General features: G+C 59.7%; 20 protein-coding genes. 6 read left to right on the plus strand and 14 right to left on the minus strand.

Annotated elements, in window-relative coordinates; translation table 11 throughout:
• Positions 1-46: 46 nt before the first annotated feature.
• Both HEP89_RS26150 and HEP89_RS26155 read right to left on the minus strand, forming a co-directional pair.
• Positions 47-1,531 (minus strand): ABC transporter substrate-binding protein, encoded by a 1,485-nt coding sequence (locus HEP89_RS26150; RefSeq protein ID WP_077290326.1) that lies wholly within the window; start codon positions 1,529-1,531, stop codon positions 47-49.
• A complete protein-coding gene (locus tag HEP89_RS26155; RefSeq protein ID WP_168693397.1) occupies positions 1,518-2,843 on the minus strand; it encodes an acetylornithine deacetylase/succinyl-diaminopimelate desuccinylase family protein in 1,326 nt (441 codons plus the stop codon). Before HEP89_RS26155 ends, HEP89_RS26150 begins: the two co-directional genes overlap by 14 nt.
• An 86-nt stretch (positions 2,844-2,929) precedes the next feature.
• Between HEP89_RS26155 and HEP89_RS29940 the strand changes: the two genes are divergently transcribed.
• Positions 2,930-3,469 carry a PAS and helix-turn-helix domain-containing protein gene (locus HEP89_RS29940; RefSeq protein WP_062489274.1) on the plus strand — a complete coding sequence of 180 codons (540 nt, stop codon included), beginning with the start codon at positions 2,930-2,932 and terminating at the stop codon, positions 3,467-3,469.
• 22 nt (positions 3,470-3,491) lie between these two features.
• Here the strand turns inward: HEP89_RS29940 and HEP89_RS26165 are convergent, their stop codons facing one another.
• From HEP89_RS26165 to HEP89_RS26180, 4 genes are all read right to left on the minus strand, one after another.
• Complete coding sequence (locus HEP89_RS26165; RefSeq protein ID WP_168693398.1) at positions 3,492-4,643, minus strand: ABC transporter permease; 1,152 nt, start codon at positions 4,641-4,643, stop codon at positions 3,492-3,494.
• A complete protein-coding gene (locus HEP89_RS26170) occupies positions 4,640-5,563 on the minus strand; it encodes an ABC transporter permease (RefSeq protein ID WP_077290328.1) in 924 nt (307 codons plus the stop codon). Before HEP89_RS26170 ends, HEP89_RS26165 begins: the two co-directional genes overlap by 4 nt.
• A gap of 2 nt (positions 5,564-5,565) precedes the next feature.
• Positions 5,566-6,654, minus strand: coding sequence for an ABC transporter ATP-binding protein (locus HEP89_RS26175; protein WP_168687867.1), 1,089 nt, complete (start codon positions 6,652-6,654; stop codon positions 5,566-5,568).
• Positions 6,655-6,755: 101 nt separating this feature from the next.
• Entirely contained in the window at positions 6,756-7,895 is a 1,140-nt protein-coding gene (locus HEP89_RS26180) for a substrate-binding domain-containing protein (RefSeq protein WP_075282063.1), read from the minus strand.
• A gap of 261 nt (positions 7,896-8,156) precedes the next feature.
• Here HEP89_RS26180 and HEP89_RS26185 point away from each other — a divergent pair, with 261 nt between their 5' ends.
• Positions 8,157-9,638: a PLP-dependent aminotransferase family protein gene (locus HEP89_RS26185; protein ID WP_168693399.1), complete on the plus strand. Its 1,482-nt coding sequence runs from the start codon at positions 8,157-8,159 to the stop codon at positions 9,636-9,638.
• Between the two features lie 40 nt (positions 9,639-9,678).
• On the opposite strand, the gene HEP89_RS26190 is transcribed toward HEP89_RS26185, so the two are convergent.
• Positions 9,679-11,022 carry an aminotransferase class III-fold pyridoxal phosphate-dependent enzyme gene (locus tag HEP89_RS26190; protein ID WP_197923292.1) on the minus strand — a complete coding sequence of 448 codons (1,344 nt, stop codon included), beginning with the start codon at positions 11,020-11,022 and terminating at the stop codon, positions 9,679-9,681.
• A 159-nt stretch (positions 11,023-11,181) separates the two neighbouring features.
• On the opposite strand from HEP89_RS26190, the gene HEP89_RS26195 reads away from it, so the two are divergent.
• Positions 11,182-11,931, plus strand: coding sequence for an SDR family NAD(P)-dependent oxidoreductase (locus HEP89_RS26195; RefSeq protein ID WP_168693400.1), 750 nt, complete (start codon positions 11,182-11,184; stop codon positions 11,929-11,931).
• Between the two features lie 279 nt (positions 11,932-12,210).
• Here HEP89_RS26195 and HEP89_RS26200 read toward each other — a convergent pair whose 3' ends face one another.
• The 6 genes from HEP89_RS26200 to HEP89_RS26225 all read right to left on the minus strand — a co-directional run bounded on the left by HEP89_RS26200 (position 12,211) and on the right by HEP89_RS26225 (position 19,051).
• Complete coding sequence (locus HEP89_RS26200) at positions 12,211-13,065, minus strand: fumarylacetoacetate hydrolase family protein (protein ID WP_168693401.1); 855 nt, start codon at positions 13,063-13,065, stop codon at positions 12,211-12,213.
• A gap of 77 nt (positions 13,066-13,142) precedes the next feature.
• The gene (locus HEP89_RS26205) at positions 13,143-14,087 is read right to left on the minus strand and encodes an ABC transporter substrate-binding protein (RefSeq protein WP_022997686.1); all 945 of its coding nucleotides are present in this window, start codon (positions 14,085-14,087) and stop codon (positions 13,143-13,145) included.
• Between the two features lie 75 nt (positions 14,088-14,162).
• A complete protein-coding gene (locus tag HEP89_RS26210) occupies positions 14,163-15,167 on the minus strand; it encodes an ABC transporter permease (RefSeq protein ID WP_006931376.1) in 1,005 nt (334 codons plus the stop codon).
• Complete coding sequence (locus HEP89_RS26215) at positions 15,164-16,690, minus strand: sugar ABC transporter ATP-binding protein (protein ID WP_168693402.1); 1,527 nt, start codon at positions 16,688-16,690, stop codon at positions 15,164-15,166. Before HEP89_RS26215 ends, HEP89_RS26210 begins: the two co-directional genes overlap by 4 nt.
• A 34-nt stretch (positions 16,691-16,724) precedes the next feature.
• Positions 16,725-17,480, minus strand: coding sequence for an SDR family oxidoreductase (locus HEP89_RS26220; RefSeq protein ID WP_209014850.1), 756 nt, complete (start codon positions 17,478-17,480; stop codon positions 16,725-16,727).
• Between the two features lie 44 nt (positions 17,481-17,524).
• Positions 17,525-19,051 (minus strand): altronate dehydratase family protein, encoded by a 1,527-nt coding sequence (locus HEP89_RS26225; RefSeq protein ID WP_168693404.1) that lies wholly within the window; start codon positions 19,049-19,051, stop codon positions 17,525-17,527.
• Positions 19,052-19,256: 205 nt separating this feature from the next.
• Here HEP89_RS26225 and HEP89_RS26230 point away from each other — a divergent pair, with 205 nt between their 5' ends.
• From HEP89_RS26230 to HEP89_RS26240, 3 genes are all read left to right on the plus strand, one after another.
• Positions 19,257-19,970: a GntR family transcriptional regulator gene (locus tag HEP89_RS26230; RefSeq protein WP_168693405.1), complete on the plus strand. Its 714-nt coding sequence runs from the start codon at positions 19,257-19,259 to the stop codon at positions 19,968-19,970.
• 81 nt (positions 19,971-20,051) lie between these two features.
• Positions 20,052-21,104 carry an aldo/keto reductase gene (locus HEP89_RS26235; protein ID WP_168693406.1) on the plus strand — a complete coding sequence of 351 codons (1,053 nt, stop codon included), beginning with the start codon at positions 20,052-20,054 and terminating at the stop codon, positions 21,102-21,104.
• Complete coding sequence (locus HEP89_RS26240; RefSeq protein WP_168693407.1) at positions 21,094-21,525, plus strand: RbsD/FucU domain-containing protein; 432 nt, start codon at positions 21,094-21,096, stop codon at positions 21,523-21,525. The genes HEP89_RS26235 and HEP89_RS26240 overlap by 11 nt, the downstream gene beginning before the upstream one ends.
• A 50-nt stretch (positions 21,526-21,575) precedes the next feature.
• Here the strand turns inward: HEP89_RS26240 and HEP89_RS26245 are convergent, their stop codons facing one another.
• Positions 21,576-23,933 (minus strand): 1-deoxy-D-xylulose-5-phosphate synthase N-terminal domain-containing protein, encoded by a 2,358-nt coding sequence (locus HEP89_RS26245; RefSeq protein ID WP_168693408.1) that lies wholly within the window; start codon positions 23,931-23,933, stop codon positions 21,576-21,578.
• Positions 23,934-23,966 lie beyond the last annotated feature (33 nt).

The raw sequence follows: 23,966 nt of genomic DNA on the forward strand, positions 1-23,966 counted from the left end.
GTGGATGCCCGCACACCGGGCGCGAGCATCCGCTTTGCGGTATGGGTCAGTCTTCCCAGTAGACCGCCGTCAGATCCGTTGCCTGGGTCGGTTGGTTTTCCCAGAGCCCCTTGATCTTGGCGTCGGCGATGGTCGGGAAAGCGAGCTGGAACAGGTAGGTGTTGACGTAGTCCCTGGAGATCGTCTCCTGAGCCTGTTTCAGAAGGTCGGAGCGTTTTGCCGGATCGTTCTCCGCAGTCAGATCGGCAATGAGCTTCTGGAAGTCCGCATTGTCATACTGGAAATAGTAATCCGGCCGGGCATAGATGCCGATATCCATCGGCTCGGTATGGCTGACGATTGTCAGGCCGAAATCCTTGCCCTTGAAGACCTGCTCAAGCCACTGCGCCCATTCCAGGTTGGTGATTTCCGTTTCGATACCGACGGCGCGTAGTTGTGCGGCGATGATCTCCCCGCCCCGGCGAGCATAGGATGGCGGCGGCAGCTTGAGTGTGGTGGTGAAACCATCCGCATAGCCGGCTTCGGCCAGCAGCTTCTTGGCGAGGTCCGGATCGTACTGGCTGCTCCCCGTCAGATCCACGTAATCAGGGTTATGCGGCGCAAAATGCGTGCCGATCGGCGTGCCGTAACCGAACATCGCGCCATCGATGATCGCCTGCCGGTCAACCGCGTGGGCAATCGCTTCGCGCACCTTGATGTTGTCCAGCGGCGGCAGCTTGTTGTTGGCTGCAAGAATGGTCTCGCCTTCGGTAGAGCCGACCAGCACCTGGAAGCGGGCGTCGGCCTCGAACTGCGGCAGGTTTTCCGGCGCCGGAAAACCGACGAAGGCGTTGACGTCTTCCGCCATCACGGCCGCGAAGGCAGCCGTCGGATCGGAAATGAACTTGAAGGTGACCTTGTCGAGCTTGGCCGGTTCACCCCAGTAGTCGGCGTTCTTTTCCAGATCGATCCGGTCGCCCTGTACCCAGTCGGTGAACTTGAACGCGCCCGTTCCAACCGGCTTGCTCTTGATATCGCCAATGGATTCCGGAGCGACAATAACCGCATCGCCCCAGGCCATGTTGAACAGGAAACTGCCGTTCGGCTCCTTGAGCGTTACCTTCACGGTCAGCGGATCAACCACTTCCACGCTCTCGATACCGGCAAACAGCGCTTTCTGGGCGTTCTGACTGTCGTCTGCGCGGGCACGATCGAGACTGAACTTGACGTCGTCCGCCGTCAGATCGGATCCATCGTGAAATTTCACGCCGTCGTGCAACTTGAAGGTATAGGTCTTGCCGTCCTCGGAAATCTCCCAGCTTTCGGCCAGCCCGGGATTGACCGAACCATCCGGACCGAAGCGGGTCAGGCCTTCGAAGACGTTGGAGTAAAGGACAGAATCAATCGCGCCTGCAGCGGCACCAGTCGGGTCCAGATGTGGCGGTTCCAGTTGCATGGCAACCACGATATCGCTCTTTGCATGGGCCATTCCCATGCTCGCTGCCAGTGCCAAAGCACTGACCAGACCCAATCCAAACTTACGCAAACGCATGACTTCCCCCTTTATTGAGGCTGCTTTCGCAAGGCCTTGCCAACAGCTCGATCAGCGAACGGCCCATGACCTTCGCAGAATCGAGCATGTCATCCACTCCCACATATTCGTCCGGTTTATGTGCCAGATCCAGAATGCCCGGGCCATAGGCGATACAATTTTTCAGTTTGCCGATACGATCGATATGCTTCTGGTCGTAGGTACCCGGGCTGACGACATATTCAGCTTCACGGCCCATGGTTTCGGCAATGGCCTTGGCGACGGTCCGCACGACGGGTGCATCCTTTTCCGTCATGGTGGGCAGCACCCTGTGCAGTTCCCGCAAGTCGTAGCGGAACTTGTCGCGCCGTCCTTCAACCGTCTTCAGAACTTCCAGGACTTCCGCCTGCACGTCGTCGATATTTTCTTCCAGCAGGAACCGGCGGTCGATCACCATCCGGCAACTGTCCGGCACGCAGGGGCTCGGAAGACCGGTAAAGTCCGCATCGCCTTCCGATTGACCACCGTGGATGGAATTGATGTTGAGTGTCGACTGTTTCGCGCCTTCCGGCACCACCGGCATTTCGGTGCGCTTTTGCGCGAGCGCCGGAAACAGGCTCTGCTCCATCTCGTCGATCACCGCTCCCATGTGCCGGACAGCACAATCTCCGAGGAACGGCATCGAGCCATGAGCGATCTCTCCGAATGTCTCCAGCTCGGCCCACCACACTCCTCGGTGTCCGAGGCAGATCCGGTCCTTGTTCAGCGGCTCGGGAATGATGACATGCTGAACCCGGTCCGGACTGAAATAGCCCTTGCCTGCAAGATAGGCGACGCCGCCGTAGCCACCCGATTCCTCGTCGGCCGTTCCGCTGATCTCGATAGCTCCGGCAAAGTCCGGACAGACTGCAAGGAAAGCCTCGGCCGCAACGATGCTGGCGGCAAGGCCGCCCTTCATGTCGCAGGCGCCTCGGCCGTAAATCTTGCCGTCGACCAGTTCCCCGCCGAACGGATCCTTTGTCCAGCCGTGGCCGACGTCGACAACGTCGATATGACTGTTGAAATGCACGCATTCGCCTGGCCGGTCGCCATCCCGGCGCGCGACGATGTTCCAGCGCGGATACTTGTCGCTGTCGCCGGGCGTTCCATGCGCCCGGATCAGTTCGATGTCGAAGCCGGACCTGGACAGACGCTTCTGCAGATAATCGCAGATATCGCCGTAGTTCTCACCGGGCGGGTTGAGCGTGGGAATGCGCAGAAGGTCCTGGGTCAACGCGATCAGATCCTCGCGCCTTCCGTCGATCTCCCGGATCAGGTCGTCTGCTAGCGCCATCCCGTCTCAGCCTCCCCTTGGTAAAAGCAACGAGAACTATGCTACCGTCAAACTACGGTGCCAATACCGTAGGAACACGGTGGAACATGACAGACCTCGACCAACTGGCCTTCGAAAACGCGCCCATGGGTTTGGCGCTGACCGAAAACCGGATCATTCGTGCCTGCAATCAGACATTCGTTGAGATGTTCGGGTTCAAGAAGTCTCAGCTGATCGGGCAGAGTTTCCGGTTGCTCTACGGCACGGATCAGGAATTTCACCAGATCCGCGACATTGGCCTGGAGCCCTTGCGCCGGTCCCTGCCCTACACGGACGAGCGGTTGATGCGCCGGTCCGATGGAACGCCAATCTGGTGCCGGTTTCGGGCGCGAACGCTGACGCCGGAAACACCGCTGGCACGGATCGTCCTGAGTTTCGCCCTGATCGACAATGCTGCTGCCGGGCCGAAGCTGACACCGCGCGAACGAGACGTCCTGCTACTTCTTTCCCAGGGACAGACCAGCAAGGAAATGGGCCGTGTCCTGAGCCTGTCTCCAAGAACCGTTGAGGATGTGCGCGCGCGGCTGTTGAAGAAGTTTCAGGTCAAAAGCGTTGCCGTGCTGCTGTCCCGGCTTTCCGGACAGTAGACGGCACGCTTCTGTTCGCTTGTTACTCGCCTGGTTTCAAACCATTGGACTTGAAGGCCCCGCCGAAGGGCGACGGATTGGCTTTCACCGGCGCTTCAACCGGCGCCGTTGACACAGGTGCCTGGTTCTGCTGTTGCGCTTCCATTTTCCGGCGCTGCTCCTCCAGAAGTTCTTGCTGACGCGCGCGCTTTTCATCGAGGATCTGCTGTTTGCATACGCCAGCATCGTGCTGCGAACCTTGATAGGTGGCAAAGCCTGCAACACCCAGTAGGATCACGAAGATCGTCAGCGGATGGACGAGCGTCCGCAGAACCGGATTGCCGTAAATGCGGGAACGCGCAGCAGTGCCGGTCCGCATCACTTCCTTCCGCCGCATGTGTGCTTCGTGGACCACTGCCCCGATCAGCGTAATACCGATGATGATGACCGCCAGCGCCGACAAGGAAGGGTCTGTCCCATGACGGACCTTGGAAGCCAGTGCCGTGGTGAACGTATTGCCGGAGAGGATCGTGAAGACGGTGGTGTTGTAGTTCTCGAAGGATGCCAGGAAGGTAAGAAACGCGGCAGAGCCGATGGCCGGCCACAGGAACGGCAACAGGATCTTGCGGAAGGCCTGTCCCGGCGTCGCGCCGAGATCGAGCGCGGCTTCCGTAAGGATCGGATCGAAGCGTTGCAGTCTTGCGAGAAACACCAGCATCGCATAGGCGGAAATGAAGGTGACCTGACCGGCAAGCGTCAGGAACATGCCGTTGTAGAAGATCGAACCGTAGTCCGCCCCGACAGACCTGCCGAAAGCGCCCCAGAAGACAATGGTCGAGATGCCGAGAACGACGCCCGGAATGAGGATAGGCGTGATCAGCACCGTGTAGAGCGCCGCACGCAGGCGCGGTCCGAGCTCCGAGAGCGCAAGCGCTCCCGCCAGCCCGATCGGCACGGCAATGACCACCACACTGATGGCGATCACCAAGCTGTTGGCCAGCCCGCTCATAAGACGGTCATTGGCGAAGAGGACACCAAACCAATCCGTCGTGAAGCATTCCCATGGCGTGATCCGCGGGAAAGAGGACGAATTGAACGCCGTGATCACCATGATGATCAACGGCCCGAACAGGAAGGTGAAGAAAAGCAGGGAGAAGCCTGCCGCGACCACGCCGCCGCCTGTGCCCCGGTTCATCGGCCGATCTCCCCGATGGAGACCTTGAAGATCCGCATCAGCATCATGACGAAGGAAATGCAGACAATCAGCAGGATCACCGCATAGGCCGAACCGCGTTGCCAGTTGGCGCTCTCGTTGAACCACTGGTAGATGAGCTGGGTGAACCAGAGATTGGAAGGACCGCCGAGAATCTGGGGTGCTGCAAGCGCACCTGCCGTCAGCATGAACACCATGGTTGCCCCGGAGGCGATGCCCGGCTTGGCAACCGGCAGCACCACCCGCCAATGCACCCGCCACCAGCTTGCGCCCATGTCCCGTGCCGCTTCGATCTGGTTGCGGTCGAGCGCCTCGACGGCATTGAAGATTGGGAACACCATCAGAAGGATGTAGGCGTAGGTCAGCCCGGAATAGAGCGCCACGTCAGCCCGGATGAAATCGACGGGCTGATCCCACAGCCCCACCGACATGCCGATGCCGTTGATGAGGCCCGTTGAGCCGAACAGGACACGGAAGGCGAAGGCACGCAGGATCTCGTTGACCCAGAAAGGCACGATCAGACCGATGACCATCATCCGCGCCGCGACGCCAGTGGCCGAATGAGCGAGAATGAAGGCGATCGGGTAGCAAAGCAGAATGTCGATACAGGTGACGAACACCGCCGCGATCAGGGTCTTGAACAGGATACCGATATCGAGCGTGTTGACCGTGCCGTCGTTGCCTTGGAAAAAATATGAATAGTTTTCAAGAGTATAGACATCTTGCGGTCCACCGACATCAGCTGCCGGCAGGTTGAACCGGAAGGAATAGTCAAGCATTGCCACCTGCGGCAGCGTGATCAGGCAGATGACCCAGAACAGGACCGCCACGGCGACGAACGATGCAGCGCCAAGACCATGCTTGCCGGAAATTTCCCTGAATACATTTTGAAGCGCTTTCATCCTCACGCTCCCGCAAGTGCGCCATGCGGCAGGACGATTGCCTGCTCAGGCGTGAAGCCGAGCGATACAGCACCACCGGAGAGATTGTCCGGCGCTCCGCCAAGGTTGACCCGGGTGAGCCGAAGCTGGACACCGTTCGCTTCCAGGAACATCTGCCGCGAATTGCCTTCGAACTCTTCTTTCACCCAATTTGCTGTCAGGCTGTTGGGGGCACCATCGCCAAGGCTCAGTTGCTCAGGCCGAATGAACAGGATGCAGTCTTCGCCCGCCTTGTATTGGCGCCCACCTGCTGCCCTTCCCTGCAGGCGGCCGAGTGGCGTTTCAACTGAAACCAGCGCTTCCGACTGCTGGGCAACCTTGCCTTCGATGGCATTGGTCTCGCCCACGAATGAGGCGACAAACGAAGTCTTCGGCCGATTGTAGATGGTTTCAGGCGGGTCGACCTGCTCGATAACGCCAGAGTTCATGACCGCGACACGGTCTGACATCGTCAGGGCCTCACCCTGATCGTGGGTGATATAGATGAAGGTCAGCCCGACGCGCTGCTGGATAGCACGCAATTCGGTGCGCATGTGGTGGCGCAGTTTCAGATCGAGCGCGGACAGCGGCTCATCAAGAAGCAGAATATCCGGCTCGACCGCCAGCGCACGGGCAATCGCCACGCGTTGTCTCTGACCGCCGGAAAGTTCGTGCACCTTTTTGTCGCCGACACCGGGAAGCGCGATCATGTCCAGAAGTTCGTCTGCCCGCTTGCGCCGGTCCTTGCGGCCGATGCCCCGGACCTCCAGCGGAAAAGCGATGTTGTCGGCGACGCTCATCAGTGGAAAGAGAGCAAGGTTCTGGAAGATCAGCGCCGTCGGGCGCTTGTTCGGGCCGATGCCCTTCATGTCCTGCCCGCCGATCAGCACCCGACCTTCGGACGGATCGGAGAAGCCGGAAATACACCGCAGCAAGGTGGTCTTGCCACAGCCGGACGGCCCCAGGAAGGAGAAGAACTCGCCGCCCTTGATGACGAGATGTGCATTGTCGACCGCGGTATAGGCCCCAAAACGAATGGAAACGTGATCCAGAACAATATCTTTTGTGGCCATGGCGCTCTCAGAAGGACGGCGGGAAAGGGAGACGGAAAAAGGGCGGCCTGGCGCCGGACGCATTGCGCCCGGCACCCGCCATAGAGAAAGCCGGAGAGGCCTTAAGCGGACAGGAACTTGTTGGTGTATTCGGTCCGCTTTTCCGAGTACCAGGGGGCTTCCGCCGGCCAGGCGTTCAGGTTGTCCAGCGCTTCACCCGGATAAGCATCGGCAAAGTTCTTGGCATAGATTTCGCCACCAAATTCGGCCGCGCCGATTACCGGTGAATTGTAGCCGTGGGTCTTGATGGCTTCGCCGGCGAGCTTGGCGTCATAAGCCGTCTCGATGAAGGCGTAGATCTGGTCGATGTTCTTCGCCCCCGTCGGCATGGCAAGCCCATCGACCCAGGCCATCGCACCTTCCTTCGGCGCCCGGTACATGACCGGCTCACCAGCCGTTTTCAGGGCAAGCGGAGGTCCATCCCAGGTCTGACCGACGATCACGCCTTCGTTCAGGAGACCGTTCTTCTGGGTATCCGCATCGTTCCAGATCAGCTTGATGTTCGGCTTCTTGGCGATGGCGGCCTCAACGACCTTGGTCCAGACCTCGTCCATCTTTTCCGGGCTCTCGTAAGCAGCCCACATGGAACCCGGCTCCAGTTCGCCGCGACCTTCAAGGCCGAGACCGAGGCCAAGCAGCATGGAATGTCCACGGCCCATTGTCTTGCCGGCATTGGCTTCATCCCAGACATCGTAATAGCTCGGGAATTCGCCGCCCGGAACGAAGGCGTCCGTCCGCCAGGCAATGCCTTCCGTGCCCCAGATATGCGGTAGCCAGAAGACGCCTTTGCCGTCGAAGTTCCAGTGGGTTTCGCCAAGCGCCATTGAGGGGTTGACCTTGTCGAGCGCGACCTTCGACATGTCGAACGGCTGCAACAGGCCAAGTTCTGCCCACAGCAGGTTGCGGTTCACGGTCGGTGAAACGATGTCGAAGCCTTCGCCGTTGGTGGCCTTCAACTTGTTGATGATCTCTTCATTGGAGCCGATGCCGGTGAAGTTGATCTTGATGCCGGTCTTGTCCGTGAAGCCGTTGACGAAGCTTTCCGGCAGATAGTCCGACCACATCATGATGTTGATTTCACCGGACGAGGCCAGCACGCTGGAGCTGACGATTGCCGGCATGGACAGCCCTGCGCCTGCCGCGGCTGCGGTTTTCAGGAAATCGCGCCGCGTTGCGGATGCTCCCTTTTTAAAACTGATCATGACTTCCCCTTCACTGTTGGTCTCACCAAACTGTTCCTCGTTCTGGCGCGTTACAGGCCGCATTTTTTTGGAAAGGGTCGCATTGCCCGGACGATCCTGCGCCGCGTTGCAAGAAAGGATATTGCGGTGCAATATTCACCCTTAGAGCCAGAGAGTGAAAACTATGGAGCCAGAGGAATTGCCGGGCTTTGCAGGTTCGGGAAACAGCTTCAAACTGCCGCCTTCGGGCCAACCGAATTCAGGGACGACCAAAAAGTTCAAATGCTTGCGACCTATTTCGACACGCCCTTCGATCCGGGCAGACGATTGCAGCACCAGATTCAGGAACGGCTGATCGAGGCCATTCTGGACGGCGTATGGCCCCTGCACGAACCGCTGCCGGCAACCCGTGTCTTTTCCAGCGAGATAAAGGTTTCCAGAAACACGGTCGCCATCGTCTATGAGAGACTGGTTGAGGACGGTTATCTGAAGTCGGTCAGCCGGCGCGGGTATTTCATCAACGAACGGCACATCCGCGAGCAGCTCAACATCCGGGTGGATGATCACGCCAAGGACATCCTGCCCACTGCGGAGCACCCCTTCAATCCGCAAGCCTTTCTGACCTACAGCTACGCGGCCCAGGAAAACATTTCAAAACCAGCCGACTGGCAGTCCTATCCCTACCCTTTCATCTATGGCCAGCTTGCTCCGGACAAGACATCCGTCGCGCGCTGGCGTGATTGTGTCCGGTTGGCAGGCACTGCCCAGCACGCCCCGACCTGGATCGGCGATCTGGTCGATCAGGACGACCCGATGCTGGTCAACCAGATCATCCGCCGGATGCTGCCGCAACGGGGCTTCCGGGCAGAGCCGGACGAGATTCTGGTAACCGTCGGCGCCCAGAATGCCCTCTTCCTGGTGGCACAGCTCTTTTGCCGGCCCGGGGTCAGGACGGACATGGAAGAGCCCGGCTATGTGGACACCCGCAACATCTTCCAATCCTTTGGGGCAGAGCTGAAGTATCACCCGGTCGATTCAAACGGCATGCGGGTTGGAGACGAGCTGAAGGGGGCACGACTTGTTTACGTGACACCTGGCCATCAGTCCCCAACCAATGTCACCATGTCGATGGAGCGGCGTCTGCGGTTGCTGGCCCATGCTGAAACACATGATTTCGTCGTCCTGGAAGACGATTATGAGCATGAGCTGAATTTCATCGGCGCACAGAAACCGTCCTTGCGCAGTTTCGACCGTACCGGACGTGTCATCCACGTTGCCAGTCTTTCCAAGGCCCTGTTTCCGGGATTGCGGCTCGGTTTCATCGCGGCAGACAGGCGCATTATCAGAGAGCTTCGGGCACTCAGACGCTTGATGTATCGGCACCCCTCAGCACTCGACCAGCGGGCGATGGCAATCTTTCTGTCCGAGGGCCATTATGATTCCCATATCCGACGTCAGCGAAAGGTGCTGTCGCAGAAATGGAAGAAGATCTTCAGGCTCATCGAAACGCATCTGCCGACCTGTCAGGCAACGGTCACGACGGGTGGGTCAGGCGTGTGGATCAGGCTACCGGAGAGTATCCGCGCTGCGGAACTGCAATCGAGAGCCGCGCGGCAAGGTCTGCTGATAGAGGCAGGAGACGACCGGTATTTCTCCCCGAATAGTCCTCGAAACCGGATCCGCCTGGGCTTCGGTGCAATTGCTGAAGAAAAGATGGAGCCGGGCATCAAGCTGCTCGGACAACTTCTGGCGGACAGCAGGTAGCGATCCCGGCTCATAGCCGGGATACCCCGTGACTGGCAGCTTACAGCTCTGCCTTGCCCAAGACCTTCTGGAGGACATCGATCATCATCGAGAGATCTTCTTCCGATGTAGTGAGTGCCGGGGCGAAGATCAGCGCATCGCCGGTTGCTTTCACATGCAGGCCTTCGTCGAACAGCTTCCGCTGCACCAGAGATCCCTTTGCTCCCGGCGTTTCGCCCGGTGTCAGCTGAATACCGGACATCATGCCATGACCACGCAAATCGTGGACATGAGGCAGATTGCGAAGGCTGAAAACGCCATCGAGGAATGTTGACGAGAGGCTTGCCGCCCGCTCGAAAAGACCTTCGGTCCTGTAGATGCCAAGTGTTGCCAAAGCTGCGGCGCAGGCAACCGGATGGGCGGAGTAGGTATAACCGTGCATCAGTTCCGGCCGATCTGCGGTGATGGAATCAATGACGGCCTTCTGGATTTCTGTCTTCACCGCGACAGCGCTCATGGGGATCGCGCCGTTGGTAATCGCCTTCGCCATCGTCATGACATCCGGTGTGACACCGAATTCCTGGGCCGCGAAGGCTGAACCCGTCCGGCCAAAACCGGTGATGACTTCGTCAAACACGAGCAGAATGCCGTATTTATCGGCGATCTCGCGCAGCTTCTGCAAATACCCGACGGGAGGCACGATAGTGCCGATAGAACCGGCAATCGGCTCGACAAAGACCGCGGCAATGGTCTCGCCGCCATAGGTCTTGCAGATCTCTTCCAGATCTTCGGCAATCCACGCTCCGTCTTGCGGTTGCCCCCTCGTGAAGCGTTGATCCTCGTTCCAGGTGTGGCGCATGTGAACGACGTCGCAGGTAACGCCGGAAAAGTCTCGCCGGTTGTTGACCATGCCCGCCAGCGATGTGCCGCCAAGGTTGACCCCGTGATAGGCCCAGGCGCGCGAAACAAAACGGGTGCGCTGAGGCTCGCCTTTGGCCTTGTGATAGGCAAGGCAGATCTTGATGGCGGAATCGACGGCTTCAGACCCGGAAGACCCGAAAAAGATGCGGTCGAGACCTTCCGGCAGAATTCCGCTGAGCTCCTCGGCAAGTTCGAAGGAAATCGGCGCCGCGCGCTGGAAGTGCGGGGAATAATCCAGAACCTGAAGCTGCTTGTAGACGGCTTCGGCAATTTCCTTGCGGCCATGCCCCGCTGCACAGGTGAACAGGCCTGAAGATCCGTCCAGGATTTCCCGCCCCTCAGGCGTCCAATACCGCACGCCCTCTGCCCGCGCGAACATCTGCGGTTCCTTGTGGAAGAGACGGTTGTTGGTGAACGGAAGCCAGTGGTGATCCATGTTGATCGGCATCTGGGTCATGGCGCAGGGTCCTTCAGATCGGAGCATTCCCATCACTCCTAGGACCAGTCGCAAACCCGCCGTAGAGCCAGCGCTTGAATTCATAGGAGCCAGAGGTCCAAAGCCCGCTTTTGGCGTTGTGCTGGCGAGGCAGCTGCCTATGGTCCGGTCAAGCGACTGTTTCAGATACTTCGGAAAGGCAGGCTCATGAGCGGTACAATCCTCATTACCGGAACGACCTCCGGCTTCGGTCAGGCGATGGCCCGGCTGTTCGTGCAAAACGGATGGAAGGTTATCGGCACCGGCCGGCGCGCGGATCGGCTGGAAAAGCTGAAGACGGATCTCGGCGAGGCATTTCACGCGCTTGTCTTCAATATCATGGACGAAGCTGCAACAACTGCGGCCCTCGCCGGCCTGCCGGAGGACTTTCAGGAGATCGACATCCTCGTCAACAATGCCGGCCTTGCCCTCGGCACGGCTTCGGCACCGGCGACGAAACTCTCCGACTGGAAGACCATGATCGATACCAACATCACCGGTCTCGTCACCATCACCGACCAGCTTCTGCCGAAACTGATCGAGCGTAAGGGCATGGTCGTGAACATCTCCTCCATTGCTGCCAACTGGCCCTATCCGGGCGGAAACGTCTATGCGGGAACCAAGGCGTTCCTGCGCCAGTTCTCGCTTGGCCTGCGGTCGGATCTTCACGGCAAGGGAGTTCGGGTTACCTCCATCGAACCGGGCCTATGCGAAAGCGAATTCACGCTGGTGCGTACCGGTGGCAACCAGGAAAGCTACGATGCTCTATATGGCGGCGCCAACGCGATCCAGCCGGAAGATATCGCCAGCACTGTCTATTGGGTCGCGACACAGCCTCCGCATCTCAATATCAACTCACTGGAACTGATGCCCGTCAGCCAGTCCTGGGCCGGCTGGCAGATCGCCAGAGAGGGCTAAGGTGAACCTGTGGCGGCGCTGTTCGTCCACGGACAAAGCGAATTTCTATCAATCTATCCACACGCGCCTTGTCATCCCTGCGAAGGCAGGGATCTAGTAATCGCTTGAAGTCGCCTCTGCCCCTCGCCAGCTACATAGGATACTGGATCCCGCTCTTGACGCTGACGCGACAAACCGGGACGACACGCAGGAGATGCCGCGCGTCCCTTCCTCAAAAACGTCAACGGCCGAACGCGTCTCCGCGTCCGGCCGTGACTGTTCATACAAGATCCCGAACGATCAGGCCTTGGTCACCTTCTGGGTCTGGCTGCCCAGCTTGTCGATGCCAAGCGTCATGACCTCGCCGCCCTTCAGGTAGACCGGCGGCTTCTGCCCCATGCCAACACCCGGGGGCGTGCCGGTGGAGATGACGTCGCCAGGCTGCAGGCTCATGAAGCGGCTGAGATAGGAGATCAGGAACGGTACCCGGTAGACCATCGTCTTGGTGGAGCCGTTCTGGTAGCGCTTGCCGTCCACTTCCAGCCACATGCCGAGATCGTCGAAGTCGCCGACTTCATCCGGCGTTACCAGCCAGGGGCCGATCGGGCCGAAGGTATCGCAACCCTTGCCCTTGTCCCAGGTGCCGGACCGTTCGATCTGGAATTCGCGTTCGGAGACATCGTTGATCACGCAGAAACCGGCGACATGGCTCATCGCATCGGGTTCCTCGATATAGGCACCGCCCTTGCCGATCACGACGCCGAGTTCGACTTCCCAGTCGGTTTTCTGCGAGCCGCGCGGGATCTTGACGTCGTCGTCCGGACCGACAATGGCCGAGGTCCACTTGTTGAAGACCACCGGTTCCGGCGGCACATCCATGCCGGATTCGGCAGCGTGGTCGGCATAGTTGAGGCCGATACAGATGAACTTGCCGATATTGCCGACGCAAGGCCCGACGCGCAGATCCTGCTGCGGAGCGCCCTCCACCAGTGGCAGCGAAGCGAAGTCGAGCCCCTGCAGGCGTTGAATGCTGTCAGGCAGGAGAGCATCGCCGGCGATATCCGCGACAACGGAAGAAAGATCACGAACGCGGTTGTCGGCATCGAGAACACCGGGTTTTTCCTGTCCCGGAGCGCCAAATCTCAGCAATTTCATAAAGGATCGTCCTTGAGTGGTTGGAGCCCGGCTGCGCGTGCAACCGGGCTCGATGGGGTTGGTTACGACAAAATCGATCAGTCGTACAAGACAGCAGCGATCTTCGGATCGTCAATGTTGGATTTGTCGTAGTAGTAGAAGCCGGTGTCGATATGTGCCGGAACTTCCTTGCCCTGCGATGCTTCGAGGGCTGCTTTCACGGTCTCGTAGCCGATGCCGACCGGGTTCTGGGTGATCGCACCGGCCATGACGCCGTTGCGGATCGCATCCTTCTGGGCCTTGCCACTGTCGTAGCCGATGATGACCACGTCGGACTTGCCCATTTCAGAGACTCCGTTGACCACACCAAGGGCAGACCCTTCGTTGGCACCGAAGATGCCTTTCAGATCCGGATTGGCTGTCAGGATGGCCTTGGTGAGTTCTGTCGACTTCAGATGGTCACCGCCGCCATATTGAACGGTGACGACCTCGATATCCGGATGATTTGCCTTCATCTGGTTGACGAAACCGTCGACACGGTCGATGCCGGTCCGGCTGGTCTGGTCATGTGCCACCACGGCAACCTGGCCAGCTCCGCCGATCAGCTCTGCCATCTTGTCGGCAGCCAGTGCTGCAGCAGCAATGTTGTCGGTCGACGCTGTCGACACCGGAATATCGCTGTCGACACCACTGTCGAACGCGATGACCGGGATTCCCTTTTCCTGAGCCTGCTTCAGAAGCGGAATGGCAGCCTGACTGTCGAGAGCGGCAAAGCCGATTGCCGTCGGGTTCTTGGCAAGGGCAGCGGCCAGCATGTCGATCTGGCGGTCGACCATGGTCTCGTTGTCCGGGCCTTCAAAGGTGATGGTGACACCCAGCTCCGAGGCGGCCTGATCGGCTCCAGCCTTCACGGCCTGCCAGAACTGGTGCTGGAAACCCTTGGAGATGAGCGGAATGTAGGTTTCCTGGGCGAAGGCAAAGTTCCCGGAAAGCATCAGGGCAGCGGCACTTGCAGCTCCGATAAGAGTACGTCTGTTCAGCATATTCCTCTCCTGTGGTTGGGTTGGACGGAAGGTCCGGTACCGGGGTGTGACCACCCTCTTGTGTGTTGATGAAACTCAGGCTTTGCGCCTGCGCACCATGTCCGCGTAAACGGCCAGGATGATAATTGCGCCGGTCACCACCGTCTGCCACTCCTGGGCGACGGACAGGACCCGCAAACCGTTGGTCAGGACGGCCATGATCAGGGCGCCGATCAGGGTCCCGAGAACCGTTCCGCGCCCACCGGAAAGCGACGTGCCACCAATGACGACGGCCGCGATGGCTTCCAGCTCGTAGCCGAGCCCCAGCGCCGGCTGGGCGGAGTTCAGGCGCGAGGCGATCAGGATGCCGGCGATGCCGCAGATGGAGCCAGCCAGGGCGTAGACCGACATCTTCCAGAAATCGGTGTTGACGCCGGACAGGCGGACCGCTTCTTCGTTGGAGCCCAGCGCGAACGTGTAGCGGCCAAGCACCGTGCGTCCGAGAATGTAGGACGCTGCCCCGGCCACCAGGAACAGGATCAGAACCCCGTTCGGGATCGGCAGTGCCGGGAAAATGTCGCCTATCAGCGAGCCACGGGAAATCAGGTCGAAGCCGGGCGTGTCGTTGAAATAGATCGGCCGGGTTCCGGAAATCACCAGCGACAGGCCTTTCAGGATCAGCATCATGCCGAGGGTCGCAATGAACGGCGGGATTTTCATCTTGGCGATGAAGGTGCCCGAACACAGGCCGCAGAGCGCACCGGTCGCGATGGCGGCAATCACACCGAGCGGCAACGGCATGCCGAGATTGGTCAGAACGACGCCTGCGATGACCGCGCAGAACGTCATCAAGGTTCCGACGGAAAGATCGATCCCGCCGGTGATGATCACCAGGGTTGCGGCAACAGCCAAGACGCCATTGACCGAGGTCGCCTGCAGGATCGCGATCATGTTGGAGGTTTGCATGAAGTTGGGTGAAGCGATCGAGAAACCGATCAGCAATAGAACCAGGCTGGCGAAGGCCAGCAGCTTCTGGTGCGCCCCTGTCTCGATCAGACGTGCAACGAGCGACGGCGAGGAGGACGGGTTGACGGCGGTCATTGCTGGTATCCTTCTGGCTGCATGGATGGCGCCCGAAGCGTCGCCAGATGCATGATGTCTTCCTGCGTGGTGGCTTCACCGCCCGGCAGGATGCCGGTGAGGCGACCTTCACACATGACGGCAATGCGATGGCTGAGACGCATGATCTCCGGCAATTCCGAGGAGATGACGATGATCGCCCTGCCCTCGTTGGCCAGTGCCTTCAGCAGTTTGTAGATTTCCGACTTGGCACCGACATCGATGCCGCGGGTCGGCTCGTCGAAGATCAGAATGTCGCAATCCCGGTACAGCCACTTGGCGATGACGACCTTCTGCTGGTTGCCACCGGAAAGCAGGCGGACTTCCTGCCGGTCGGACGGCGTGCGGATTTCCAGTTTGGCGATATAGTCCTGCGCCGTCTTGCGCATGGCATCGTCATTCAGGACGCCAAACCGGCTGGAAAAGCGATCGAGGCTGGCCAGCGCCACGTTGGTCCGAACATCCATGCCGGTGGCCAGACCGAAATGCTTGCGATCTTCCGAAAGGTAACCGATCCCCGCCTTCACGGCGTCGGAAGGTTTCGATATCGAACAGGGCTTGCCATGAACCCGGATCTCGCCGCTGTCGCGCGGATCAGCTCCAAAAATCGCCCGTGCCACTTCCGTTCGCCCGGCCCCCATCAAGCCGGCAAAGCCAAGGATCTCGCCTTTCTTGACGGAAAAGCTGACGTCGCGGATCTCCCGCCCTCTGTTCAATCCGCGTATGTCCAGCACCGTCTCGGCGTCGGACAGATCGGGGATCACGATGGCCTCGCTGGTCAGCTCCCGGCCCACCATCATGGAGATAATCTTGGAAACAGGCGTCTGCGCTGCATCAACGGTGCCGACATAGGAGCCGTCACGCATGACCGTCACCCGGTCGGCGATCTGTTTCAGCTCGTCCATCTTGTGGCTGATGTAGATGATGCCCACGCCATCGGCCTTCAGCCGGCGGATGATGGTGAAGAGTTCGGCGATTTCCGCATCATTCAGGGCGGCCGTCGGCTCGTCCATGATGAGGACGCGCGAACGGTAGGACAACGCCTTGGCGATCTCGACCATCTGCTGACGGGCGATGGTGAGTTCACCAACGATCGTCTTCGGGTTCATCTTCAGGTTCATCGACTTGAAGATCTCGAGCGCCCGGGCGTTGAGCGCCGCCTCGTCCAGACGGCCGAAACGCTTGCGCGGTTCCCGGCCGATAAAGATGTTCTGCGCGACCGTCAGATCATTCATCAGGCTGAGTTCCTGATGAATGATACCGATGCCCAGCGCCTGGGCGGCCCGTGGACCATCGATCTCCACGGCCTGACCGTTGACCAGCAGCTCGCCGCCGTCCCTGGGGTAAATTCCGGACAGGATCTTCATCAGCGTCGACTTGCCGGCGCCGTTTTCGCCCATCAGGGCATGCACTTCGCCGCTGTTCAGGTCGAAGCTGACATTCTTGAGGGCGTGCACGCCGGGGAAGCGTTTTTCGATCCCCGTCATCCTCACCAGATTTGTCATGCGCGATCCTCCCAAACCGCGACAGGGGCCACCGTCAGATGGTGACACCTCCATCGACCAGAAGTGCCTGCCCGGAAACGAACCGGCTTTCGTCGGACAACAGGTAGACGATCATCGGCGTCATATCGTCGACGGTTGCCAGACGGCCCATGGGCTGCCGGGCGATGAAATTCTTTTCCGCTTCCACCGGATCCGGTGCAGAAGCAATGCGGCCGCGCAAAGACGGAGTATCGACAGTGCCCGGGCATAGCGCGTTGCAGCGGATGCCTTCCTTGACGAAATCCGCTGCGACGCCCTTTGTGAGGCCAATCACGGCTGCCTTGGTGGCGCCGTAGGCCGTGCGCATCGGAAAGCCTTTGATGGACGATGCCATCGACGACATGTTCAGGATCGATGCCGTGCCGGTCGCCTTGGCGCGTTCGCGCATGCCCGGCAGGAAAGCTTGCGTCATCCGGTACATGGAGGTGACGTTCAGCTCGAAGCTGAAGGCCCAGTCATCTTCGGTGATATCGAGGACAGAGCCGTTGTGAACGAAGCCCGCACAGTTGAAGAGCCCATCGAGCGCCGGCAGTTTTTTTGCCAGATCGTCAACGGCTGCGCGATCACAGACATCCAGTTTGTGGATCTCGATACCGGGGCATTCGCCCGGGAGCGTCGACAGCGTTTCCTCGTTGATGTCCGCGGCGTAGACCTTTGCGCCTTCCCTGGCACAGGCAATCGCGCTTGCACGGCCGATACCCTGCCCGGCTGCCGTCACCAATATTGTTTTATCTTTCAAGCGCACTGATATCCTCCCGAAAGTCCGCGCATCGTCACAACTTCTGCCGGATGCGGCTACATCACCGCACCGATCTGCCACGGCACGAACTCCACTCCGCCGAAGCCGAGTTCCTCGCTCTTCGATTGTTTTCCGGAGGCAACGGCTATGATCATTTCGAAGATCTCCTCGCCCTTGGCTTCCAGGCTGACATTGTCGGAGATCACGTCACCGCAATTGATGTCCATGTCTTCCGACATCCGGCCATACATCTCGCTGTTGGTGGCGAGCTTGATGCAAGGGGTCGGCATGTAACCGGATACGGAGCCGCGTCCGGTCGTGAAGACGATTATATTGGCGCCTGAGGCGATCTGACCGGTCACCGAACATGGGTCAAAGCCTGGGCTGTCCATGAAGACGAACCCCTTCTTGTCGACGGGTTCGCCAAACTTGTAAACATCCACAAGGGGGGCAGAGCCTCCCTTGGCCGCTGCACCAAGAGACTTTTCCAGGATTGTAGTCAATCCGCCGCGCTTGTTGCCGGGCGACGGATTGTTGTCCATCTCGCCGCCATTGCGGGCAGTGTAGTCTTCCCACCAACGCACACGCTCGATCAGCTTCTTGCCGACATCGACGGAAACCGCCCGGCGGGTCAGAAGGTGCTCCGCGCCGTAGATCTCCGACGTTTCGGACAGGATCGTGGTACCGCCATGACGGACCAGAAGATCGGAGGCAATCCCGAGTGCCGGATTGGCAGTGATGCCGGAGTATCCGTCCGAGCCGCCGCACTGCATTCCGACGGTGATTTCGGAAATCGGCACCGGCGTGCGCTCAGCCCTGTTGGCAAGTTCGGCAAGCGCCCGCAACTCTTTCAGCCCGGCCTCGATGGTCTTGCGCGTGCCCCCTGTCTGCTGAATGGTCATGTAGCGCAGGTCGCCATCAGGGCGGATCTTGCGGTCACCGACGAGATCGGCAATCTGCATGACCTCGCAGCCAAGACCTATCAGCAGGATAGCTGCGAAATTCGGATGCTGGGCATAACCGGACAAGGTCCGGAACAGCGTTGCGTAACCTTCGTCCTTGCCGGACATGCCGCAGCCGGTTCCGTGAACGATTGGCACGATGCCATCCACATTCGGAAACTCGTCCAGCAGACCGGACTTCTCGGCAGCTTCCGCAATGAATTTTGCGACAGACCCCGAGCAGTTCACCGAGGTCAGAATGCCGATGTAATTGCGCGTGCCTGCTCGCCCCGTTTGCCGGCGGTAGCCGAGAAAGGTGCGCTCTTGCGTTGCGGGCTCAAGCGGGATCGAGGCTTCGGCGTGCTGATAGTCCTGGCTGTGATCGCCCATGCCAAGGTTATGAACATGGACATGCTCCCCCGGCTTGATGTCTGCCTTCGCCTGCCCGATGATTTGACCGTACCGAATGACGTTTTCGCCAGCGGAGATCGGCTTACGGGCAATCTTGTGGCCGCGCATGACCTGCCCGGGCAGCGGACAGTCAACATGGGCAACGCTTGCGCCGGCCGCAATATCCTGAAGGGCGATGACCACATTGTCATCGGCATTCAGAAGGATCGAATTGGCATGAGGCTGCAACACGTCTCTCTCCCCGCTACGGCCGCTTCGGTTGGTCCGCCTTGTCATTTCAAGATGACAAGACCCTTCTCAACCCGCTGACATCAATCAGCTTTTCACTCTTCTCCGAGCTCTCTCCATGGAGCATCGGCACGGCCGGTCTTTCTTCACGATTAGCTTGACAGGGTAACTGTGTCAACTAACATGTTAGCATTCAATCGAGTTGACAATGTCCCTGACCAACGAACAAGATTTTCCCGAGATCACCCTGCCCGACATTGGCAAACTGTCCGGCTCGCTGGCACAGCGTGTCTATGAGGCGCTGCGCTCGTCCATCCTGGCGATGGACCTGCCGCCGGGCACCCTTCTCAGGAAACAAGTCATCTGCGAGCAGCTTGGTGTCTCCCGCTCGCCGGTGACGGAAGCGATCACCCGGCTAGCAGGCGAAGGCCTTGTCGAAGTCATTCCCCAGTCCGGCTCCCGCGTGACCAAATTCTCCATGTCGGAAATCCGCGAGGGCGCCTTCCTGCGGGAAGCCATCGAACTGGCGGCGGTTTCCAAGGTGGCGGCGGAGCGCACCGAAGAGCAGTTGACGGAGTTGAACCGCAATTTGCGGCTACAGACTCTTTGCCTGGAAGATCACGACGAAACCGGCTTCTACCGGGAAGACGAGCGCATGCACGAGCTTATCTTCTCCTTCACCGGCTACCCGAAGCTCCACAACCTGTCTGCCACCGGTTGGATGCAGGTCAACCGGGCACGGCAATTGCTGTTGCCCATGCGCGGCAGAGCCTTTGAGGCCTATGACGAGCACCGGGTCATCGTGGAAGCAATCCGCGACCGCGATCCGGAACGGGCACGCCAGGCAATGCAAAAGCACCTGAGCGAACTTGTCACGCGCCTGGAACCGCTCGCGGAGACCAGGCCGGACCTGTTCGACTGAAAACCTGGCACTTGGCCCGACACCAGACCGCAGATCATGCGGCGTTCAAACTGATCCTGAGGAAACATCCAGAGGAAACACATGACCGCCTTGAAAACACAGCGGCTGAACGGCAGAACCGCAAGACCCATTGACCTGACGGAGATGGGTTTCGGCGGCGCGCCGCTCGGCAATCTCTACCGCAAGGTTTCGGAAGAAGATGCCCAGGCTGCCCTTCAGGCGGCCTATGACAACGGCATCCGCTACTTTGACACGGCGCCGCAATACGGCCTGGGCCGATCGGAAATGCGCTTTGCCACTGCCATCAAGCGTTTTGGCCGCGAGAACATTCAGCTTTCCACCAAGATCGGCCGCCTGCTGCTGGATTGCGAGCCGCACGAGGTGACCCCGGAAGCCTTTGTCGATGTGCCGCAAAAGCGGATCGTCTTCGACTACAGCTATGACGGCGTCATGCGCAGCTACGAGGCAAGCCGTCAGCGACTGGAGGCCGCCAACGCGGACATCCTTTTGGTGCATGACGTCTGCGCCTTTTCGCAAGGCTCTCAGGAAGCCAGCGATGCCCGCGTCCGCGAGCTTTTCGATCTTGGTGGCTACAAGGCGCTTACCGAGTTGAAAGAGGCCGGAGACGTTGCGGCCATCGGCGCAGGGGTAAACGAATGGCAGGTTTGCCAAAAGCTGCTCGGCCTTGCCGATTTCGACTGTTTCCTGCTTGCCGGCCGCTACACGCTTCTGGAACAGGACGCCCTTGAGAGCTTCCTGCCCGTTTGCGAGCAACGGGACGTCGGCATCATTCTGGGCGGGCCCTATAATTCCGGCATTCTGGCAACCGGGGCCGTTCCCGGTGCGAAATACAACTACGCCGATGCACCGCCGGAGATCCTTGAGCGCGTGCGCAAGATCGAGGATGTCTGCCGCAGCCATTCAGTGCCGCTGATCGCGGCCGCGCTGCAGTTCGTGCTTGGACACCCAAGTGTGAAGACCGTCATCCCCGGTGCAGTCAACGCGGCCGAGGTTGAAGCCAATATTGCTCTCTTGAAGACCGATATCCCTGCCGCACTCTGGTCAGACCTCAGGTCTGCTGGCCTGATCCGCCCCGATGCCCCCTTGCCGAGCGAGACCTCCCATGTTGCGTAACCTTCCCCCAATCCTGAGCCCTTCGCTGCTTTATGCCCTCAGAGCCATGGGGCACGGCGACGAGATCGCCATTGTCGACGCCAATTTCCCGGCGGAAAGCTCCGGTCCCGATTGTGTTCGCCTCGATGGCATATCGGCAACAGACACGCTGAAGGCGATCGTGTCGGTTATGCCGCTCGACACGTTCGTCGCCGCCCCCGCCCGGACTATGCAGGTGGTCGGTGATCCGGACGCGGTGCCGGAGATTGTCGCCGAGTTCCAGACCATCATCGATGACACCGCCGACAAGCCGGCCAGGATATCAACGCTGGAACGCCACGCCTTTTATGAAGCGGCCAGCCATGCCTTTGCCGTGGTCCAGACAGGCGAGAACCGCCTCTACGGCAACATCATTCTGACCAAAGGCATTATCGAGCCATGACCTACAGACATCACGTGCCATCCAGCCCCTGCCTTTAGCTTCAGGCGCATTTAGACTCGCCGCCCCGGTGTCAATCCATTCACCTTCTCGATAATCGACGCGGCGTCGATACCGAAATGGCGGTAGAGATCGCCAATCGTACCGGTCTGGCCGAAATGTTCGACACCGAGCGGGATGGTCTGGTGGCCGGCGACGCCGCCAAGCCAGGCGAGCGTTGCCGGGTGGCCGTCAATCACGGTGATCACTTTGCAATGACCGGGCAGATCGCCCAGCAGTTGCTCGATATGGGACCTTGCAGCCGCATTGCCACGAGACCTTGCTCTTTGCGCCGCTGTCCAGCCCGCGTTGAGGCGGTCGGCGGACGTAACGGCAAGAACGCCGACATCCCGCCGGTTACCGGCGAGTTCTCCCGCCGCCTTGATGGCTTCGGGCGCAACGACGCCCTGATAGGCGATCACAACTTCGCAGTTGGGGCCGGGTTTGCGAAGCCAGTAGGCACCGTCAATGGCGCCCTGGCGGAAGGCATCGTCGGCCCGTTTGACGGGCTGTTCGATCGGGTTGGTCGACAGGCGCAGATAGACGGAGCCGCCGGTCTCGTCGCGCAGCCAGGTGCGTTCGTCCGGATCGCCCTCACCGTCGCGTTGCAGGTAATCGAAGGCCCATTCCATGATCACGGCCAGTTCGTCGGCAAAGGCGGGTTCGAAAGCGGCCAGTCCGTCCTGGCTCATGCCGATCAGCGGTGTGCCGATGGACTGGTGTGCACCGCCTTCCGGGGACAGGGTCACACCGGACGGCGTACCGACAATCATGAAGCGGGCATCCTGATAGCAGGCATAGTTGAGCGCATCGAGCCCCCGGCAAACAAAGGGATCATAGACTGTGCCGATGGGGATCAACCTTTCGCCAAAAAGCGAATGAGAAAGACCGGCAGCCCCCAGTAGCAGGAACAGATTCATCTCGGCGATGCCGAGTTCGATATGCTGGCCTTCCGGCGTGAACTCCCACTTCGCAGTCGAGGGAATCCTGTGCTCGATGAAGGCATCCGCCATGGCCTTGCGGGCGAAAAGCTTGCGCCGGTTGACCCAGGGACCAAGGTTGGTGGTGCCAGTGACATCCGGTGAGGTCGTAACGATACGCTCGGCCAGTTTGCTGTCGCCCTTGGAGAGATCATCCAGCACCTTGCCGAAGGCCATCTGGGTGGAAATATCCCGGTCGGAGGCAAGCTCGATGGCAGGTACGGCGATCTTGTCGTCAGAGAAACGGCGGGTGCCTTTGGCAAAGAACGGCACCTGATCCAGAAACGCCTTCAGCGCTCCAACGTCCGGCACTGTCGCGAAGGGCTCCCATTCCTCGCCTTCCGCAACGCCCATGTGTTTCTGCCATTCGGCCATCTGGGTCTTGTTCATCAGGCCGCCGTGATTGTCCTTGTGGCCGGCAATCGGCGTGCCCCACCCCTTGATGGTATAGGCAAGGAAGCAGGTCGGCTTGTCGTGATCGATGGCGGCGAAGGCTTCCGCCATGGTCTCGGTGCAATTGCCGCCGAGATTTTCCATGAGATCTGCCAGTTCATCATCCGAGCGACGGTCGATCAGCGCGGTGACATCGCCCTGATCACCCAAGTCGTCCATCAGGCGTTTGCGCCAGACGGCTCCACCCATGAAGGTGAGCGCGGAATAATCCTGGTTGGAGCAATCGTCGATCCACTGGCGCAGCTTGTCGCCGCCGGGTTCGGCAAAGGCCGCGCGCTGCAAGACCCCGTATTTGACCCGGACCACCTGCCAGCCGAAGGCATCGAAGATTTTCTCGACCCGGTCAAAGAGCCCCTCACGAACGATCCCGTCGAGCGACTGGCGGTTATAATCGATGATCCACCAGCAGTTTCTGAGATCGTTCTTCCAGCCCTCCTGAAGGGCTTCATACACATTGCCTTCGTCGAGTTCAGCATCGCCGACCAGAGCGATCATGCGGCCGAGCGGCTTTTCGCCCGACCAGCTCTTGGCAGCGATATAGTCCTGTACCAGCGACGCGAAGGAGGTAATCGCAACACCGAGCCCAACCGAACCGGTGGAGAAATCGACATCATCGATGTCCTTGGTACGCGAAGGATAGGACTGAACGCCTCCGTAACCGCGGAAGTTTTCCATCTTTTCGCGCGTTTGATTGCTCATCAGGTACTGGATCGCATGGAAGATCGGCGAGGCATGCGGCTTGACCGCCACCCGATCTTCCGGCCGGAGAACAGAGAAGTAGAGCGCTGTCATGATCGAAACCATGGAAGCCGAACTTGCCTGATGCCCGCCGATCTTGATGCCATCCACCTTCGGACGCACGTGGTTGGCATGATGGATCATCCAGTGCGACAGCCACAACAGGCGCTGTTCGATGGTCTTCAGGTGTTCGGTGCTCATGGAGGCGTTCCCGTTAAGTGCGTACTTGCCGTT

The organism is Labrenzia sp. 5N (genome assembly GCF_012395805.1).
Classification (GTDB): Bacteria; Pseudomonadota; Alphaproteobacteria; order Rhizobiales; family Stappiaceae; genus Roseibium; species Roseibium algicola.